19 protein-coding genes are annotated in these 18,100 nt (G+C 45.2%); 12 read left to right on the top strand and 7 right to left on the bottom strand.

The features are described from left to right. Positions 1 to 186 precede the first annotated feature (186 nt). Positions 187 to 687: an antibiotic biosynthesis monooxygenase gene (locus FFM70_RS08415; RefSeq protein ID WP_137616404.1), complete on the bottom strand. Its 501-nt coding sequence runs from the start codon at positions 685 to 687 to the stop codon at positions 187 to 189. A gap of 130 nt (positions 688 to 817) precedes the next feature. On the opposite strand from FFM70_RS08415, the gene FFM70_RS08410 reads away from it, so the two are divergent. The 5 genes from FFM70_RS08410 (at position 818) to pepF (ending at position 6,198) form a co-directional block, all read left to right on the top strand. Next, positions 818 to 1,561: an MBL fold metallo-hydrolase gene (locus tag FFM70_RS08410; RefSeq protein WP_137616403.1), complete on the top strand. Its 744-nt coding sequence runs from the start codon at positions 818 to 820 to the stop codon at positions 1,559 to 1,561. A gap of 289 nt (positions 1,562 to 1,850) precedes the next feature. Beyond that, positions 1,851 to 2,249, top strand: a complete 399-nt coding sequence (gene spxA / locus FFM70_RS08405) for a transcriptional regulator SpxA (protein ID WP_137616402.1) — start codon at positions 1,851 to 1,853, stop codon at positions 2,247 to 2,249. 150 nt (positions 2,250 to 2,399) lie between these two features. Then, positions 2,400 to 3,131, top strand: coding sequence for an adaptor protein MecA (locus FFM70_RS08400; RefSeq protein WP_137616401.1), 732 nt, complete (start codon positions 2,400 to 2,402; stop codon positions 3,129 to 3,131). A gap of 97 nt (positions 3,132 to 3,228) precedes the next feature. Beyond that, positions 3,229 to 4,314, top strand: a complete 1,086-nt coding sequence (locus tag FFM70_RS08395; RefSeq protein ID WP_137616400.1) for a competence protein CoiA — start codon at positions 3,229 to 3,231, stop codon at positions 4,312 to 4,314. Positions 4,315 to 4,389: 75 nt separating this feature from the next. Further along, entirely contained in the window at positions 4,390 to 6,198 is a 1,809-nt protein-coding gene (gene pepF, locus FFM70_RS08390) for an oligoendopeptidase F (RefSeq protein ID WP_137616399.1), read from the top strand. A gap of 94 nt (positions 6,199 to 6,292) precedes the next feature. On the opposite strand, the gene FFM70_RS08385 is transcribed toward pepF, so the two are convergent. Next, positions 6,293 to 6,922, bottom strand: coding sequence for a DsbA family protein (locus FFM70_RS08385; RefSeq protein WP_137616398.1), 630 nt, complete (start codon positions 6,920 to 6,922; stop codon positions 6,293 to 6,295). 292 nt (positions 6,923 to 7,214) lie between these two features. Here FFM70_RS08385 and yjbM point away from each other — a divergent pair, with 292 nt between their 5' ends. The 3 genes from yjbM to FFM70_RS08370 are packed head-to-tail and all read left to right on the top strand — an operon-like array spanning position 7,215 to position 9,570. After that, on the top strand, positions 7,215 to 7,880 hold the full coding sequence (gene yjbM / locus FFM70_RS08380; RefSeq protein WP_307722488.1) for a GTP diphosphokinase: 666 nt from the start codon (positions 7,215 to 7,217) through the stop codon (positions 7,878 to 7,880). Then, on the top strand, positions 7,877 to 8,680 hold the full coding sequence (locus FFM70_RS08375; protein WP_137616396.1) for an NAD kinase: 804 nt from the start codon (positions 7,877 to 7,879) through the stop codon (positions 8,678 to 8,680). Before yjbM ends, FFM70_RS08375 begins: the two co-directional genes overlap by 4 nt. Then, complete coding sequence (locus FFM70_RS08370; RefSeq protein WP_137616395.1) at positions 8,677 to 9,570, top strand: RluA family pseudouridine synthase; 894 nt, start codon at positions 8,677 to 8,679, stop codon at positions 9,568 to 9,570. The genes FFM70_RS08375 and FFM70_RS08370 overlap by 4 nt, the downstream gene beginning before the upstream one ends. Before the next feature lie 56 nt (positions 9,571 to 9,626). Here FFM70_RS08370 and FFM70_RS08365 read toward each other — a convergent pair whose 3' ends face one another. Continuing rightward, positions 9,627 to 10,265 carry a copper homeostasis protein CutC gene (locus FFM70_RS08365; RefSeq protein WP_137616394.1) on the bottom strand — a complete coding sequence of 213 codons (639 nt, stop codon included), beginning with the start codon at positions 10,263 to 10,265 and terminating at the stop codon, positions 9,627 to 9,629. 14 nt (positions 10,266 to 10,279) lie between these two features. Then, the gene (locus FFM70_RS08360; RefSeq protein WP_137616393.1) at positions 10,280 to 11,305 is read right to left on the bottom strand and encodes a lactonase family protein; all 1,026 of its coding nucleotides are present in this window, start codon (positions 11,303 to 11,305) and stop codon (positions 10,280 to 10,282) included. A gap of 133 nt (positions 11,306 to 11,438) precedes the next feature. Between FFM70_RS08360 and FFM70_RS08355 the strand changes: the two genes are divergently transcribed. After that, on the top strand, positions 11,439 to 11,798 hold the full coding sequence (locus tag FFM70_RS08355; protein ID WP_137616392.1) for a PTS glucitol/sorbitol transporter subunit IIA: 360 nt from the start codon (positions 11,439 to 11,441) through the stop codon (positions 11,796 to 11,798). Between the two features lie 18 nt (positions 11,799 to 11,816). Continuing rightward, complete coding sequence (locus FFM70_RS08350; RefSeq protein WP_137616391.1) at positions 11,817 to 12,944, top strand: AI-2E family transporter; 1,128 nt, start codon at positions 11,817 to 11,819, stop codon at positions 12,942 to 12,944. Positions 12,945 to 13,156: 212 nt separating this feature from the next. Here FFM70_RS08350 and rpsN read toward each other — a convergent pair whose 3' ends face one another. After that, entirely contained in the window at positions 13,157 to 13,426 is a 270-nt protein-coding gene (gene rpsN / locus FFM70_RS08345) for a 30S ribosomal protein S14 (RefSeq protein WP_137616390.1), read from the bottom strand. A 187-nt stretch (positions 13,427 to 13,613) separates the two neighbouring features. Between rpsN and FFM70_RS08340 the strand changes: the two genes are divergently transcribed. After that, positions 13,614 to 14,465, top strand: coding sequence for a methyltransferase domain-containing protein (locus tag FFM70_RS08340; protein WP_137616389.1), 852 nt, complete (start codon positions 13,614 to 13,616; stop codon positions 14,463 to 14,465). 247 nt (positions 14,466 to 14,712) lie between these two features. Here FFM70_RS08340 and brnQ read toward each other — a convergent pair whose 3' ends face one another. Together brnQ and FFM70_RS08330 are read right to left on the bottom strand one after the other, a co-directional pair. Beyond that, complete coding sequence (gene brnQ, locus FFM70_RS08335) at positions 14,713 to 16,056, bottom strand: branched-chain amino acid transport system II carrier protein (protein ID WP_137616388.1); 1,344 nt, start codon at positions 16,054 to 16,056, stop codon at positions 14,713 to 14,715. A gap of 535 nt (positions 16,057 to 16,591) precedes the next feature. Continuing rightward, complete coding sequence (locus FFM70_RS08330) at positions 16,592 to 17,239, bottom strand: NAD(P)-dependent oxidoreductase (protein ID WP_137616387.1); 648 nt, start codon at positions 17,237 to 17,239, stop codon at positions 16,592 to 16,594. Between the two features lie 301 nt (positions 17,240 to 17,540). Between FFM70_RS08330 and FFM70_RS08325 the strand changes: the two genes are divergently transcribed. Further along, on the top strand, positions 17,541 to 18,053 hold the full coding sequence (locus FFM70_RS08325) for a tRNA (cytidine(34)-2'-O)-methyltransferase (protein WP_137616386.1): 513 nt from the start codon (positions 17,541 to 17,543) through the stop codon (positions 18,051 to 18,053). The last annotated feature ends 47 nt before the right edge of the window (positions 18,054 to 18,100 follow it).

Raw genomic sequence — 18,100 nt, 5'->3', positions numbered from 1 at the left:
TAAATTGACGCCCCCTTTAGTCACAGAATACGTGACCAGAGGGGGCGTTTCAATACGTCATCTTATTTACTGCTTACGAATCACGTTTTTCAACTGATGTCCGGTCGCTGCTACCTAACAATGATTAGTGGCCCAGCGCCGATAAAAAAACACCTAAGCCAAAGGTGACCTAGGTGTGAGTTACAATTAAGATTTGAGCGAACGAACGAAAGCATAACGACTTTCATGGTAATCATAGTCAGGGGTTAAGTACTTGGCAAATGGCTTGAAGGACTCACTCCGTAACCAAACAGCATATTCTGAGTCACTGTGCCAGTTAGTGACAATCACAAAGGCAGCGTCATTTTTGGCTTCTCTTAAAATCCAAAAATGTTTCAGACCGTTTGGTTTTTCAAATTCTGTTCGAAAGGCAGTAAATTTAGAATTGAAGACTTTTTGTTCCTCAATCGGTAAATCCATGAAAATGAAACTAGTCATCCCATGCCAGTCTTCGTTGCCTTTAGCTAATAAGACGTCATATGAAACTGGACTTGAGAAAACTGATTTTTCACCAGATAGGTCGAGTAACATGTATCGGTCTTCAGTTGCATTGGCTTGCATCAATAATAAATCACGATCAGCGTGTTGTTGCTGAAGCATGGTCAAAATTTTGCGGGTGCCAAATGTTGCCGAAATCTTTTCACTCATCAAAAATCACTCCTTAATTATTACACTTATTATTATACGTGTTTTCGAAAATAATTGAAAACAAGTTAGGTTAACGGTTTCAATTTTTCTTGATCCTACGTTAAAATAGACCTAGAAGGGAATGATAACGATGAAATTGACCGTGTTAGGTTATTATGGTAGTTATCCATATGATGGGGTGGGCACAAGCTCATACCTAGTCACTGCTGGAAACTATCAGTTATTATTGGATTGTGGTTCAGGGGCGTTGAATGCTTTGGAGGAAATTTTGGATCCGTTGCAGTTAGATGCTGTTTTATTAACGCATTATCATCACGACCATACAGCTGATGTCGGCGTTTTACAGTATTATTGGCAATTACGTCAAGGCGACCGTAAAACACCAATTCTGCCCATCTATGGCCATACAGAAGACCCCTTGAACTTTGGGGCACTAACTTGGGCTGGTGCAACTGAAGGACGGGCTTATCAACCAGATGCCGTCAATCAAATTGGCCCATTTGACGTGACGTTCTTGCGGACTAAACATCCAGTCCCAGCCTTTGCTGTCAAAATTGTTGAACGCGCAACGGGACAACAATTAACTTTCTCAGCAGATACGGCCTTTATTCCTGAGCTAGCTAAGTTTGCGACCGGTTCACAGTTATTGATGACTGATACTAATTTTGGTGCCGATAAAACTGGTAAGATCTGGCATATGACTTCGGCACAATCTGGCTTAATTGCTAAGGAAGCACATGCTAACCGGTTATTATTAACCCATCTACCTCAGGATGTTGATTTTGAGCAATTAAGAAAAGAAGCCCAAGCAGCCGCTGGTGATGGTGTAAAGGTTACCGTTGCGCAAAAATATTTACAATTAAAATTAGGTTAGTTTGATGACCAAGTCGATACTGGCTTGGTTTTTTTGATCGCTTCGTTGCTTAATTTATTTATTATTTTAATAAGTCAAAACTAAATTGTACGCTAATTAATTAATGACGATTTTTAACAACAAAAATGGATAGTCGTTAGTAATCGGACGAAATAGACGAGACTGTATATAAAAATCACTAGAACTATTTGATTATTTTTATAAAAACTATTCACAAAAAATGATAAAGCATGTATAATAATATTTGTAATAAAGTTTTGTTGTTGGCGATGCAGAAGGAGGAGACTCAATGGTTACCTTATATACTTCACCAAGTTGTACTTCATGTCGAAAAGCCAAAGTTTGGTTGCAAGCACATGAAATTGATTTTACAGAACGGAATCTTTTTGCAGAACCGCTCTCGATTGAAGAGATAAAAGGCATTCTACAAATGACCGAAGATGGCACCGAAGAAATTATTTCGACCCGTTCCAAGGCCTTCCAACGCATGCAGTTGGATATTGATGATCTCTCCTTGAACCAACTTTATGAGCTGATCAGTCGGGACCCAAGCTTGTTACGTCGGCCCATTTTACTGGACGAGAAACGGTTACAAGTTGGATATAACGAAGACGAAATTCGGCGCTTCTTACCACGAAAAATTCGGACGTTGGAATTGCAACGTGCCCAAGCGATTGCGAATAGTTAAACTAAATCGAATTGGCTTGTTAGCCTAGCTAACGAGTCAATTTTTTTAAATTCGGTTTAATTCAGATAGATTACTTTACAAAGCGCTGAAATAAGTTAGAATTGTGATAGTGATTATGGCCCTTGACACTTAGAAAGGGGTGGATCTGTAATGGAGATGGAACGAATCAATGATGATACGATTCGAGTTCTAATCGGCAACGATGATCTCAATGAGCGCGGAATTCGCGTATTAGATTTACTAGGGAATCATAAGCAAATTGAAAGTTTCTTTTATAGTATTTTAGAAGAAGTTGATGTTGATCATCAATTTCAAGATAACGATGCCGTCACTTTCCAAGTTTTGCCAAATCGGAACGGCTTAGAGTTATTTATTAGTAAAAATAGTGAAAACTTGCAGGACACGATTGCAAAGGCGACTCAGTCACCGAATGAATCCAATGACCACGATATGCAAGATGATGTTTCAGACTTTTTGAAACGCAAATTAATGCAAACTGATACTGATAGTACTGATCAACCACAGGGTGTACAACATAATCAAGCTAAAGATACGAATGATTTGGATCCTTATATTGAGGATCCTGATACACCAACGAAAGAGTTTGTGCTGGCTTTCGATAGTTTTGAAGATGTGATTGCACTAGCCCAGATGTTTCGGCCAGATGGGTTAGCTTCAAACTTGTTTAAGTATCGTGACAAGTATTATTTGGAGTTAGTCTTCTTCGTTGATCAATCTTCTACGGGCGTTATCAAAGACGACGTGGCAGTGGCGTTAGAATACGCGAACCAGACTAAGGTGACGGCTGATGTATTATTGGAACATGGTGAAAAAATCATGTCCAATGCCGCTTTAGAAACTGTTCGGCATTATTTTAAATAGGTTTAGCGTTGAGAGTTGGGCAAAATTGCTCAGCTCTTTTTTTCGTCATTTAAGCTTGCTTTTACGTAACTGTGCTTAAAAGAGGATGGTGACCAAAATGCTCATAGCTGAAGATGGAACTGAAAAGTTGGTGACTGCGGCGTTAGCACAACGTGGCAGCAAGTACTGGTGTCCGGGTTGTCATCGCCCAGTGCGCTTAAAACGAGGAGCGGTGATGTGTGCACATTTTGCCCATCAAGCCAATCAAGTTTGTACGACCTTTTCAGAGGGTGAGACGGCGGAACACTTATTAGGCAAGCAGCAATTAGCTGCCTGGTTTGCCGCATCAGGCTATACGGTACGGTTAGAAGCGCGGCTGCCTGAAATTCATCAGCGACCGGACATCTTAGTCCGAAAGGACGGTCAACTGCCGCTAGCACTAGAGTTTCAATGTTCACCGATTTCAGTGGAAAAGTTACGCCAGCGCACACAAGGCTATCGAGATCACGGTTATCGCGTTTTGTGGTTACTAGGATCGCCATATCAACATCAGTTACGCTTGAATGCGAAAGCGTTAAAATTTTTACAACACTATGCACCCTGGGGCTGCTTTTTAGTCTATTGGCTCACGGCAGTCAATGGGGGGGAATTGTTGCTTAATTTGACGACGGTCGATGGCGAACGACTCAATTATCAGGTGCAAGCGTGGCAAGCGGCTCAGGTGCCGGTCTCAGCAATTTTGAATTTAAAGCCACAACTTTCCCCACCCCGTAAAACTGCAACTCAATTTGTTACCTTTCAGCAACGCTTAGTCCTTGGCCGACTACGGCACCAGCCGGCCGTTGTTAGCTTGCAAACGTACTGTTACCAGCATGGTGGGTCCCTTGCCCAGTTACCAAATTGGGTGTTTATGACCACGGCAAAGGTGCCAATTTTAAAAACAGCCTACTTGAGCTGGATGGTCTATCTGTTGATGGCTTTAAGAACCGCACCGGCCAATTTGAGCCAGCAACGCTTACAAACATTAATTTGGCAAACCTTGCTGCCGTGTGTCGCACAGCAACCTTGCTTGCTAGATCCAAACCGCCTGCAGGCCCAGTTAGTGGCCGCGGCTATCAGTGAGTTGCGAGCGGCTAAAGTAATTAGCAGGCAAGGTAGGGATTGGCAAGTTGAGGCAGACCAACTTGCCTGGCGCGCCCATTAAAACAAAACTTATCAGCTAAAATTTAGTAATTTATGTGTTACGCTAGTAGATATTATGGTTATTGGAGGAATTCAGATGGGTGCAACCAAACAACTGCCAACACGCGCAGCAGTACCAACACAATTAACCTGGGATCTGACTCCCATTTATGCGACGACCGCAGCATACGAAGCGGATATTGCACAAGTTAAACAGGAACTAACGACAATGGCGCCATTAAAAGCGCATTTTACCGAATCTGCAGCGACGGTCTTGGCTGGGGTTCAGGGGGTATTAGGCTTGTATCGGCGATTGGAAAAGGTCGCCGTCTATGCAAGTTTAAAACATGATCAGGATACTGGTGACAGTGCTAATCAGGCTCTGGATGACCAGGCGGGGAGCTTGACTGCCCAAGTCTCGGCAGCGACCGCTTGGCTGGAACCCGCAATCTTACAACTGACGCCTGCTCAACTTGATCAATTTTTGGATGAAAATGTGGCGCTTCGTGATTATCGCCATTTTTTGGACACGGTACGGTTACAAAAGGGGCATGTACTCAGTGATAGTGAAGAAGCACTTTTAGCTGGGGCTAGCGATATTTTTGAGTCCTCCGCGAAGACCTTTGACGTTTTAAACAATGCCGACTTTGAGTTTCCCACGGTCCACGATGAACAAGGAAATTCAGTCAAGCTGTCACAGGGGGTCTATGGGGTCTTACTCGAATCAGTTGACCCGGCTGTTCGGCGTGACGCTTTTACGGCACTTTATCGCGTGTATACGCAATTTCGGCGCACTTTGGCTTCAACTTTAGCGGGCCAAGTAAAGGTCCATAATTTTGACGCACAAGTGCATCATTATCCAGATGCACGGACGGCCGCATTAGCTGCCAATCAGATTCCGACATCGGTCTATGACTCATTAGTCTCATCAGTTGATGATCATTTAGACTTGCTCCATCGCTATGTCGCGTTACGTAAGTCAATCTTGGCGGTTGATGAGTTACATATGTATGATTTGTATACGCCACTGACGGGCAAACCGGAATTGACCTATACTTACGAACAAGCTCAGGCGACAGCACTCAAAGCGTTGAAAGTGCTCGGCCCAGACTACTTGAAGCACGTGAAGACGGCGTTTGCGTCCCGCTGGATCGATGTTGTTGAAAATAAAGGCAAACAGAGCGGGGCTTATTCGTCAGGGATGTATGACACGGCGCCCTATATCTTGCTCAACTGGCAAGATAATATTGATAATTTATACACACTGGTGCACGAAATGGGCCACAGTATGCATTCTTATTTGACGACCCATCATCAACCGTACCAATACGGGGATTATTCGATCTTTGTGGCTGAGATTGCTTCAACGACTAATGAAAATTTATTGACAAATTACTTTTTGGCAACCGAAACAGATCCGAAGATTCGGGCTTACGTCCTCAACTACTATTTAGATGGTTTCAAAGGGACTGTTTATCGTCAGACTCAATTTGCTGAATTTGAGCAATGGGTCCACGAACAAGCAGCCGCCGGGGAAGCGTTGACGGCTGATCGGTTATCCAAGCAGTATTTGGCGCTGAACCAACGTTATTATGGCGACGCAGTGGTCAGTGATCCGCAGATTGCGGATGAATGGGCGCGCATTCCACACTTTTATTATAATTATTATGTTTATCAGTACGCAACTGGCTTCGCGGCGGCCTCAACTTTGGCAAACAAGCTGACGAGGAAGCAACCTCGTGCGGTCAAAGACTATCTGGGCTATTTGCAAGCTGGGTCATCGGAGTTCCCAATTGAAGTGATGCGCAATGCGGGGGTTGATATGACTAAGACTGCCTACTTGGATGATGCGTTTGCACTCTTTGAGCAACGTCTGACTGAATTTGAAAGTTTGATTAAAAAATAGGCTGACTCAAAACCTGTTTGCTAGCCAATAAAAAAGTCCGCTACCGTTTTTGGGTAGGGGACTTTTTTGCGTTTGAATAATTGCAATTCCTGAATTATAAAACGTGGAGCTGACTACCATCTAAGGTAGCGCAGTTGGTACGATGGGAAAGTTCATGGAATGGGTCTAACTGACCGTTAACTAAGTCAAATAAAGTCGTGTAGTTAAAATGTTCTAATAAAACGCCATAATCATATTGATCACAATCGAAGACGACTGCTGATGAAGCTTCAGTAATGTTCATTTCTGAAGCTAAACGTTGATCGGCATGAAAGGCTTGTTTTGCTAAGTTGCTATCACGATCTTCCATAAACATATCCAAATCAATGTGGCATTCCGCGGCAACCGTTTTGACCAAATCTTCTGAATAATGTTGCCCAGCTTTAAGCATGGCATCTTGCAACGCAATTAAGAAATTGCGGCCACGCTTCTTGCCTTGAAATAGGGCGGCTTTATAATCGAGAATGACCCGGTAGAGCGTTTGCGATTGTTGATTTTGGGCTTGCCAGTCAGAAGCTTTGAAGCCTTGGCTTTTAAGGGCTTTTTGCACCACATTGATATTCAATAAGGGTACGAATTGAAATTGAATTTGCTTATCCGAATCATTGGCCAGCCGCAACACATTTTGTTCATCGCGTACACATTGTGTCGCCAATGGATTTACAAATAAATACACTTCTAACACGTCATAATTCCTCCACTTTCTCGTTTCGCGTCATAGTGCAGAATACCAAATGAACCTAGGTATTTGCAAGTTTTTAATTTCATATCATCATAATTTTTACGGCCTAAGTCGTAACTTGACTTAAACCTTCGACTGTCATCATGCACCGAATTCCCAGTTTCGTAAAGTAATCTGCTTCACGACTGTGAGTTTGTTAGGTTGCTAATGTCAATTGTTAAACTGGGAAGCCATTGCTTTTTATTCTGCCAAAATATGGTAAAATTTTAAGGTATGGATTTGAAACGGAGGTGCCTTGATGGAAGATTGGAATCATTTTTTGTTACCTTATCAACAGGCCGTTGATGAGTTGAAAGTTAAATTGCGGGGCATGCGTAAGCAATTTCGAGATTTGAGCCAACACGAACCCATCGAGTTTGTGACGGGGCGGGTCAAGCCCGTCGATAGCATCAAAGAAAAAATGGTGCGACGCAAGGTTCAAGCAGATCGGCTAGAGCAAGATATGCAAGACATCGCCGGGCTACGCATCATGTGTCAGTTTGTGGAAGATATTTATCAAGTGGTCGATTTGTTGCGTAAACGGACCGATATGACCATTTTGGAAGAGCGGGATTATATTAGCAATGAAAAGCCTTCGGGATACCGTTCTTATCACATTGTGATTGAATATCCAGTGCAAATGGTTGGCGGTGAAAAGCGCATTTTGGCTGAGATCCAAGTGCGGACGCTCGCAATGAACTTTTGGGCCACCATCGAACATTCACTGAACTATAAATATCAGGGCGACTTTCCTGAAAATTTAAGTCAACGGTTGCAGCGCGCCGCAGAAGCGGCCTTTAGTTTGGATAAAGAAATGTCTGAAATTCGTGAAGAAATTCAAGAGGCTCAGAGTCTCTTTTCCTATGGTAAAGGGCCGCAGAGTGACGCTCAGAATCCGACAAAGGAAGATCAAGAACCATGAAAGTAACCATATTTGCAAATTCTAATCCTAAAACGAAAAAGGTCGCGGCCGAATTACATACGAAGTTAGTCGCGGCTGGTTTTGAAATTGATGATTTTAAGCCTGATGTGGTGCTATCTGTAGGTGGGGATGGCACGCTGCTCTCAGCGTTTCATCACTATAGCGACATGGTTGACCAAGTTCGCTTTGTCGGGGTGCATACGGGGCATTTAGGCTTCTATACGGACTGGCGGGACTACGAGATCGATCAATTGGTCGATGGCCTGTTACACGATAACGGCCAATCGGTCACGTATCCCTTGCTTTCGGTGGAAATTACGTACGCAGACACCGGCGAAACGGATCATTATCTGGCGTTGAATGAATCTACTTTGAAGAAGTTAGGGAGTACCATGGTTGCGGATGTCTTTATTCAAGATGAATTATTTGAACGTTTCCGTGGCGATGGTCTCTGTGTATCAACACCGACTGGTTCAACGGCTTACAATAAGTCTGTTGGGGGCGCGGTAATCCATCCGCGGTTGGACGCCTTACAAATGGCTGAAATTGCTTCCATCAATAACCGGGTGTTCCGGACGTTAGGGTCGCCAGTCATTGTGGCACCGTACGAAACGATCACGATTAAGCCGCAACAGCAGTCACATTTTATTTTTACGGCTGATCAGATGGATACGCAGCCGCGGCCGATTCAGCAGATTCGCTATTCGATCGCTAATCGGCGGATCGCCTTTGCCCAACATCGGCATAACCGTTTCTGGAAACGGGTCGGGACTTCTTTCATCGGTTTGGACGAAGAATGAGGTTTACGTGGACCAATACCGCGACGTCACCCATGAAAGTGAAGACGTTATTGTCTGCACATGGCGTGACGCGCAGTCTATTAAAAAAAGTGAAATATCACGGCGGGGCCATTTTAGTGAACGAGTTGCCAGTGTTAGCGATTCATGTGCTAACGGGCGGTGAAACGGTGACGATGGTCACGCCAGATGAAATTGGAAATGACCATCTGGGCGTTTCCGGTTTACCAATTACGATTTTATATGAGGACCGAGATTATTTGATTGTCAACAAGCCGGCCGGGGTTGCTTCGGTGCCTGCACATCGGTTACCAGATAACACGCTAGCTAATCGCGTGAAGGGGTATTATCGCGCACAGCACTACACGAACGAAGTGGTGCACATTACGACGCGGTTGGACCGTGATACGAGTGGCATCGTGTTATTTGCGAAACACCATTTTGCCCATTCGATCATTGATCATCAGCTCAAAGAACATGCGATGCGCAAAATGTATCTTGCCGTAGTCAGCGGTGTCTTAGCTGAAGATCATGGGTGGTTGGATCAACCAATTGGCCGGGCACCGGAGTCCTTCATCAAACGAACGGTAACTCCCGATGGTCGCGCGTCGTTGACCGAATATTGGGTGGTTAAGCGACTGCCAGGCATGACGGTCGTGCGCGTTCGGTTGCATACGGGGCGGACGCATCAGATTCGAGTACACTTCGCCCACGCCGGTCATCCGTTGATTGGGGATGCGCTATATGGTGGCCCATTGAATCCGGCCATTGACCGGCAGGCACTACACTGTATGCAACTCCAATTTTATGATCCATTTATTGAACAAAATTTAACGACTTTTGCGCCATTACCGGCTGACATTGTCCGGCTGATCGGGGCTGAGCCGATTTAAAAATGGCACTAAAAAAATACTAGCCAACTTTTTCAAGTTGACTAGCATTTTTTTAGTTAATAACGAATAATTTTAGTGCCGTGTGCTTGTTTGACGTTTAACGCAGTCGTGATTGTGTCGACGTTGTCAGCAGTAATCCCGCCGCCAGGTAAAATCTGAATGCGACCAGCTGCTAACTTGATCGTAGCTTGTAATTGTGGCACACAGTCCGCAATTGGGGTCGTTAGCGGGCCACCATGAGTTAAAATGCGGTCAACTTGATGATCAACTAACCAATCGATGGTCGGTGCTTGTTGATCAGCAGCGAGGGCGTCAAACGCCATGTGGAAGACCACACTCATCCCACCAGCCGCGCCAACTAGTAACGCCATGGCCTCGGTATCCAACTGACCATCAGCCGTTAAGGCGCCAAATGTGACGGCGTCGACGCCTAATGCTTGGGCTTGCAACAGATCGGCTTCCATAATTTTCAGCTCGGTATCGTTGTAAACGAAGTTACCGCCACGCGGGCGAATCATGGCAACTAGACTCACACCGTGTTCCTGCGTGTATTTTGCAGCTTCGGCCATGACACCACGACTGACCGTGGTCCCACCAACGGCTAAATTATCGTTTAGTTCGATTCGTTTAGCGCCAGCAGCCACGGCAGCCGGGATATTAGTATAATTTTCCAGTGCAACTTCTTTTAATAGCATTTCTGAGTCATCCTTTATTTCGAGAATAAGACGCAAACGCCTTCTGGAACGGCGACGTCTTTTTGTAATAAGCTCAGTTTACCAGTTTTCAGGTCGCGCGCATACAAAGTGGCATTGTCCGTGTTCTGATTAACGACGACGACGAAGGCTTCCGTTGGGTCTAAATCGAAGTCACGTGGGAAGTCGCCTTCTGTGCTGATTTGTTGGATCAGAGTCAATTTGGCGTCTGCATCAACTGCGAATACAGCTAACGTATTGTAGCCACGATTAGAAACGTACAGGAAGTGCCCGTCGTGGCTTAAACGAATCGCTGCGGCACCATTATGGTCGGTGTAATCGGCAGGAATGGTTGCGATTACGTCGGTCTGAGTGAACGCACCGGTTGCTTGGTCGTAATCTAAGGTCGCTACTTTACTTGAAAGCTCGCCGGCTAATAGGGCATGTTTGCCGTCGGGCGTGAAGACTAAGTGCCGTGGGCCAAAGCCAGCTGCCATGGTCAAAACGGATTGTTCCGTCAATTTGCCATTGTCAGCGACATTATAAACGTAGACCTTATCACTCCCTAGATCGATCGCAACTAAGCGGTTGTCAGGGGTCAAGTCGGTATAGTGGATATGTGACTCATCTTGTTCGGGTCGTGGTCCGTTACCAGTATGTTTAACTTGATCGACGAGTTCGAGTTCGCCATTGGCCGCAATCTTTAAGACACTGGCCGTTCCTTTATGGTAGTTAGCACTGTAAACGAGCTGGCGGGCTTCGTCGACGGCCACGTATGCTGGTGGGGTGCCGGGAGCAATCACAGCGTTGAGCTTGTTGGCATGCTTGCCGTCAAGTTGCCAAGCGGCCACGCCACCTTGGTCGTCTTCTTTATCGACACTGTAAAGCCGATTTTTCGCAGAAAGGGCTAAATAAGTAGGGTTGTTAGTTTTGGCTAGTAAACCGTCATTAGTTAACGTTTTTGCGGTCGTATCCAAGGTCCCTTGATAGATTCCTTGGCTTGTTTTTTTCGTATAAGTTCCAAATAAGATTTTTTCTTGCATCAAAAAAAGCCTCCTCAGTTAATAATTTCAGTATAGCATAATTCGTTTACTTGTAAGCGATGACAAATTGACACTGCGACCGGTGCCTATGCTACAATTGAGCTATTAAAAATAGAATGGAGTTCTGTAAACTATGGCAACGACTGCAACTGTTAAAGCCATCGGGCCACAAGCGTTAGCCCCCGATGAACCGATTTTGATTTTATTTGATGAAACGGCCACGGCCTCATTGCAACAAATCGCCGTGATTCAGCAATTTAAGGAAAAGTTAACCAGTTTACCTTTGACTGCGGGCAGTACGATCAAAATTGATGATCAAGCCTACACTGTCGCCTATGCTGGGCCACTAGTCGAAGCTAATTTGACGACGATTGGTCACGCAACGTTGTATTTCACAGCAGTACCAGCCAAGCCGTTAGCCAATGGCATCTACTTAACGACCACGACATTACCAACGCTTAAAGTTGGGAGCGTCATTACTTACGAACCATAGCAAGGAGGTGGCGGCTGATTGAAAAGTAAACCAGTCAGCACGGGACTCACTAGTTCGAAGACGATTCGGATTTTAGTGATAATTTTACTTGTTTTAGCTTGTTTCTTTCTAGGAAAGCAGGTTGATTGGCTATTAACGCCGGTCCGCCAGCTTTTCAGCATCGTCGGCTTGCCAATTATTTTGGCGGGCGTCTTGTACTACTTAATGAACCCACTGGTGGATTTACTGGAAAATAAGTACCATATTCATCGAACTTTGACCATTGTGGCACTGTTCGTCATTATTTTTGGCCTGATTGTTTGGGGAATCGTGGCAATTATTCCAACGATTCGCACGCAAAGTTTAGCCATCATCAATGATTGGCCGAAATATTGGCAGAATGCCAGTGATGAGATCAATCAATGGCTACGTGATCCGAACCTTTCCGGGATTCGCGATCAATTAGAACAATGGAACACGGATGCCAGCAAGTTGTTGAGTGGTCGGGTGACTAAATATCTCACTGGGACGGTCTCATCGATTACGAGTGTCGTTAGCACAGTCACGACGATTGTGATTGGCTTAATTACGATGCCGTTTATCTTGTTCTATTTGTTAAAAGATGGGCACAAGCTACCAAAATATTTAGCCAAGTTTATTCCAACAAAAGGCCGTGCGAGTTTCTTACAAGTGTTAACTGAGATCAATTCACAGGTCAGCAACTATATTCGTGGTCAGTTGACAGTCGCCTTCTTTGTGGCGGTCATGTTTGCGATTGGGTATTGGGTCATTGGGTTGAAGTTTGCACTGACCTTAGGCATTGCTGCTGGGATTCTAAACTTGATTCCTTATTTGGGGTCATTTTTAGCAATGGTACCATCAGTGGTTATTGCCATGGTTATTTCACCATGGATGTTAGTTAAAGTACTGATCGTTTTTGTGATTGAGCAGACGATTGAAGGGCGGGTCATTTCGCCGCTAGTCTTAGGGAGTAGTCTTGCAATTCATCCAGTTACGATTTTAATTGTGTTATTAGCGGCCGGTAAAATTTTTGGCCTGATGGGTGTGATTTTCGGGATTCCAGGTTATGCCATTTTGAAAGTTTTGATCACGCATCTGTTCGCGTGGTATCAAGCACAGTCGGGACTTTATCAGTCGGATGACTAGTGTTTTGCGGTGTGATTAGGAAATTGCAAAAAGGCTTCAGAAATTTGTAATCAATTTCTGAAGCCCTTTTCATTACTATTTTGATAGCTGAAACGTGTGACAAAAAGCTGCGACCTCCGCTTAGCTACGAAAGCCGGACGATTGAAAGCCCCAATCATCCGGCTTCCTAGGCTATGCTCGGTAGCAACCCGCTTTTTGTCACACTCTGCTAATTACCAGCTAGCTTTCCGGACACCGGGGATCTGACCTTGATGGGCTAATTCTCGGAAATTTAACCGGGACATCCCGAATTTCCGTAAATAAGCATGTGGTCGGCCGTCAAGTGAGTCGCGACGGTGAATCCGAACGGGTGAGGCGTTCCGTGGTAAGGTTGCGAGGCCGGCATAATCGCCAGCCGCTTTCATTTCTGCACGCTTCGCAGCGTAACGGGCAACGGTCGCTTCAATGCGCCGTTCTTTAGCGATTTTGGATTTCTTTGCCATAATTGAAAATGCTCCTTTGCAAGTGAACTTAAAGTGACTTCCGCCGAACATTTTTTAAATGATTTTAGTTGTTTTTTAGAACGCTAATTACAATATCATAGCCAAATCGTAATTGCTACTATTCTGTTTGGGGACAGCTAATTGGTATGGTATGATTAAACTAATTTAGTTAGAGAGTGTGAAAATCGTGAAGAAAATCGATCAAGGGATTGCCTTTGTGCAAGCCAATTTAGGCTTATTTCGTTGCTTAGTTTGTGACCAACCATATGAGGCCATTGATGGCCATAGTCTCAGCTGTCCCAACGGTCATCAGCTGGATTTTTCAAAAAAAGGAACTTTGTATTTTTTGACTCATCAAGTGCAAAGTGAATATGACGCAGCCATGTTAGCTGCTCGGCGTCGCATTTTACAAGCCGGATTCTTTCGGCCAATCGTTGACGCCATTAATGCGCAATTACCAGCCCAGCCACAACGGATTCTGGATATTGGCAGTGGAGAAGGGACGCCATTAGCGGACTTGTTGGCGTTGCATCAGCAGCCTAAAGATATCGGGATTGGCTTTGATATTAGCAAGGCGGGTGTAAACTTAGCCACCCAACTCCCAACGTCTGCGTACTTTTGTGTCGCTGATTTGGCTCAGTTACCGTTTACTGCGAACGCTTTTACGGCCATTATGGATGTCTTTTCACCATCCGCTTATCGTGAATTTGAACGGGTGCTGGCACCGGGTGGTCGGCTATTAAAAGTGGTGCCGAATTCCGACTACTTGATTGAACTACGTCATCTGTTGTTTGAACCCACTGATCGGCAGTATACCTACGATAATGATCGTGTCATTGACCTATTCAAACAACACTATCCAGCGGCTGAACAACAACGAATTCATTATGAATTTGATCTCAGCCGGGTTGATTTCGCGGATTTAATGGTCATGACGCCGCTCCATTGGGGGGCCTCGGCGGCGAGCTTGGCACATGCGCAAGCCACTGGATTGCCTAAAATTACCGTCGATGTCAGTTTGCTCACGATGACCAAGTAAGCGGGCTAGCTTGCATGATTGTTTACTGGGTGTTAAGATAACCTTTGAGAAATCGTTTGGTAGCTAACATCGACTTAGGTCGTTGGTGTCTACCGAGTTGTACTTCATTAACGTAGCTTTTCGCCGTGCCCACACCGAAATACTACGTTTTTTATTTTGCCAAAAAAATGGTCGCGCAGCTCCTGTGATGTCAGGTGTTGTGCGACCGTTTTCGTGTTTTATGAAAATAAGGCCTTTTTGATGAAAATTACGATTGGCGATGAGCTTGCCAGTTTTGGCCGATAAGTCCCAGAATTAGGCCAATCAATGCAGGTACGGTCCATCCCAGTCCGAGTTCAGCTAGCGGTAAGGCCCCATTGACTTGTAAAAGCCAATGACCAATCGCATTTTGTAGCAGGAATTTTGGTAAGGCGACGAGTCCCGCTAAAATAGCTGGAATCAGGGTCCAAGCAGTCGTCATGGCGAAAAGCCAACGCGACTTGCCTAACCAAGGGGATAGAACTGCCAGTAAAATTAAGACAATGGCCAAAGGGTAGAGCAGCATGAGTACGGGGGTTGAATAGCTGATCAGTTGGGTCAAACCAACATTGGCTAAAACGGCCGGAACAATACAGGCGAAGCCGATTAGACCAGCGTAGGGCAATTTTGGAAACATGCTGTGACCGGTATCGCCAAAAGCAGAAGTTAAGCCAATTGAAGTTTTCAAGCAAGCGATGATAACGATCAGGGCTAGCAAGAGATTGCCAAAATCGCCAAAGTAATAATGGGCTAATTGGGCGAGCGTCACACCACCGTTAGCTGCGGCGGAAAACTGCCCCAAGCTTAGGGTGCCCATTACCGCAAGTAAAGCGTAAATAACGGCCATGAGCGTCATGCTAATTAAACCAGCTTTGATCGTATCGGTCGCAATTTGCCCTGGTTCAGTCACGCCGAGATCGCGAATCGCGTCAATGACGACGATGCCGAAAGCTAGCGAGGCCAAAGCGTCCATCGTATTATAGCCTTCCGTGAACCCGGCTAGTATTGGATGGCTGGTGTAGGCGCCTTGCGCGGCAACGTTAAAATTGCCCAGTGGCTTGACCAGGGCGACGACGATCAAACTACCGAGTAAGAGTAGAAAGAGCGGGGTGAGCCATTTGCCAATATAAGTCATGAGCTTACCGGGGTTGCGGGCCAGTAGCCAGGTCACGATAAAGAAAGCTACGGAAAAAGCCAGTAATACACTGGTTTGCTGTGATTTAGCCAGAAAAGGCGCAATCCCGATTTGAAAGGCCGTCGTTGCCAGCCGGGGCATGGCGAAAAGTGGGCCGAGTGTGAGATAGAGCGCGACGGTAAAAATATAGGCGTAGGGCCGGCTGACGGTGGTTGCCAGTTCAAAGACACCCTCACTGCGCGTCAGACCAATGCCGATGACGCCGAGCAGTGGCAGGCCAATCCCAGTGATTAGCAAGCCGACAATGGCACCACCGAGATGTTGGCCAGCTTGTTGGCCTAAATAAATAGGAAAAATTAAATTGCCAGCACCGAAGAACAGCCCAAAGAGCATGGTCCCGATGAAGATCAAATTGCGTTTTGATAAACGAGTTTTCAAAATGGTCACTACTTTCGTCACAAAATTATGATGTGGCCTAGCTTAGCATGCTTTGGTTAGGAGCAGATTAAAAAATCACTCACAAAAGGTTGAAATTTGAAAACAACTGGCCCATTCCACTGTGAAGAATAGTTGCTAATTGACGCTTCCGATTGTTGTTGAGTGCATGCGGCCGAGGGACCAGGTCAAGCCTCAGGAACGTCTTGACCCTCGCCCGGAAACTTTGTGAAAACCGCAAATCTCCCGGTCGGTCCGTGGTGTAAGACCGGAAAATCGCCGGTCAATCGCCACCCACACGGCCGATGCACTCAACAACAACCCACAGCTAGGCAACTGCTTTGAATGATTAGTCAATTGTTTGAACTTAGCGGAGTCGGCCAGACCGGATTCTGACTGAGTGGTGAGCCGTATGAGACCATTTTAGGTATAACTAACGCGAGCATGACTGGATTGACGGCAACTTTGACACTTTCAACCGTTAGATTGCTAATGACTAAAAAAACACTCGGCAAATTTGCCGAGTGTTAAGCGATGATTATTGATTTGCGACGGTAAAACGTTCTTGATGATGTTTAGGTGTTTCGATTTCGGCTAAGACGGTTGCCGCCATGGTGCCAGAAGTGGTTACTGAGGCGCCGGCTGCGTTAGCGAGCAGGTGATCAGTGCCTAAAATGGCAGGGGTCGCATCGCCAGCGTGAAAATCTGCGGCTGGTGAGACGCCGACCCAGTTGACATTGGTAACCGTTTGTAAGAATTGGAGTTCACCCAACTGATTTTGTGGAATGGCTACAAAGTTGGCTGCCTCTGGGCTTTTTTCAATATCATGAACAAGGAGATGGTCGTCGTCACCGGTCTTCAAGCTACCAGCACCTAAAATAAAGACTAAGCGGGGACTGTTGGTGTTACGGAGCATTGCCACTAGTTTAGTGGCTAAGTCCACGTGTAAGTATGCTTGGGCTGGTGGGGTCGCCATGGCATCGATGATGACGTCAAAGTTAACTAATTCGGCTTTGGTCAGTGCGAAGGCGTCCTCAGTGCGGGTTGTCAGGTTAGGATTGGCAGGGAGCTTAGCCAACTTTTCTGCGGAACGGCCTAACGCCGTCACTTCATGGTTATGTGCTAAGGCAGTGGTAGTTAACGCGGAACCAGCCATCCCGGTGGCACCAATAATTAATAATTTCATTTATATGTCGACTCCTTTGAATTGATTGAAACTTGATTAGGTTATTTTGGAACGGATCAGTTGAAAAGTGTTAAATTGCCATTAGCATTTATGTGAGCTGTTGATTAGCCGACTCGCTTATTAGCGTAGAATAGCAATTTCACCTTTTAACTGTAGATCAGTATAAGTAAACTTTGTAAAGTTAGCGAACAATTTGTCTTCGATAGAGAATTGTTAGGCCTTTGGTGATCAATCATGGTATGATAATTAAGATAATGACGGCGATTGACCGATCAAGACTTAATGAAAAAGGAAGATTATTTTGACGAATCATATTGCACTATTTGAACCCTTGATGCCAGCGAACACTGGTAATATTGCCCGGACCTGTGCTGGCACTGATACGGCCTTACACTTAATTGAACCATTAGGCTTTAAAATAGATGATAAGCATTTAAAACGCGCTGGTTTGGACTATTGGGATAGCGTTGATATTACTTATCATGCCGACCTTCAAGACTTTTTAGCCAGCATTCCTGACTTGGATCAGTTATATTTGGTCTCTAAATTTGCTGATCACGACTATTCAGATGTGGATTATAGTGATACTAGCAAGGACCATTACTTCTTGTTCGGAAAGGAAACGACCGGTTTGCCAGAGCCTTTCATGCGTCAGTATCCTGAAAAGGCCATTCGGATTCCACAAGATGATTCACATATTCGTGCGTTGAATTTGTCGAATTCTGCGGCAATCGTTATTTATGAAGCGTTGCGGCAACAAAACTTTTTGAGCTTGGAACGGTCACATCATTATGAAAATGATAAATTAAAATAACCTGGTGATTGCCAGACGTACGTTAACGGTTCAGCGAGCTGTGGTTA

This window comes from Lactiplantibacillus nangangensis (assembly GCF_005405065.1).
Classification (GTDB): domain Bacteria; phylum Bacillota; class Bacilli; order Lactobacillales; family Lactobacillaceae; genus Lactiplantibacillus; species Lactiplantibacillus nangangensis.
This window is presented reverse-complemented; position numbering and strand designations above follow the sequence as displayed.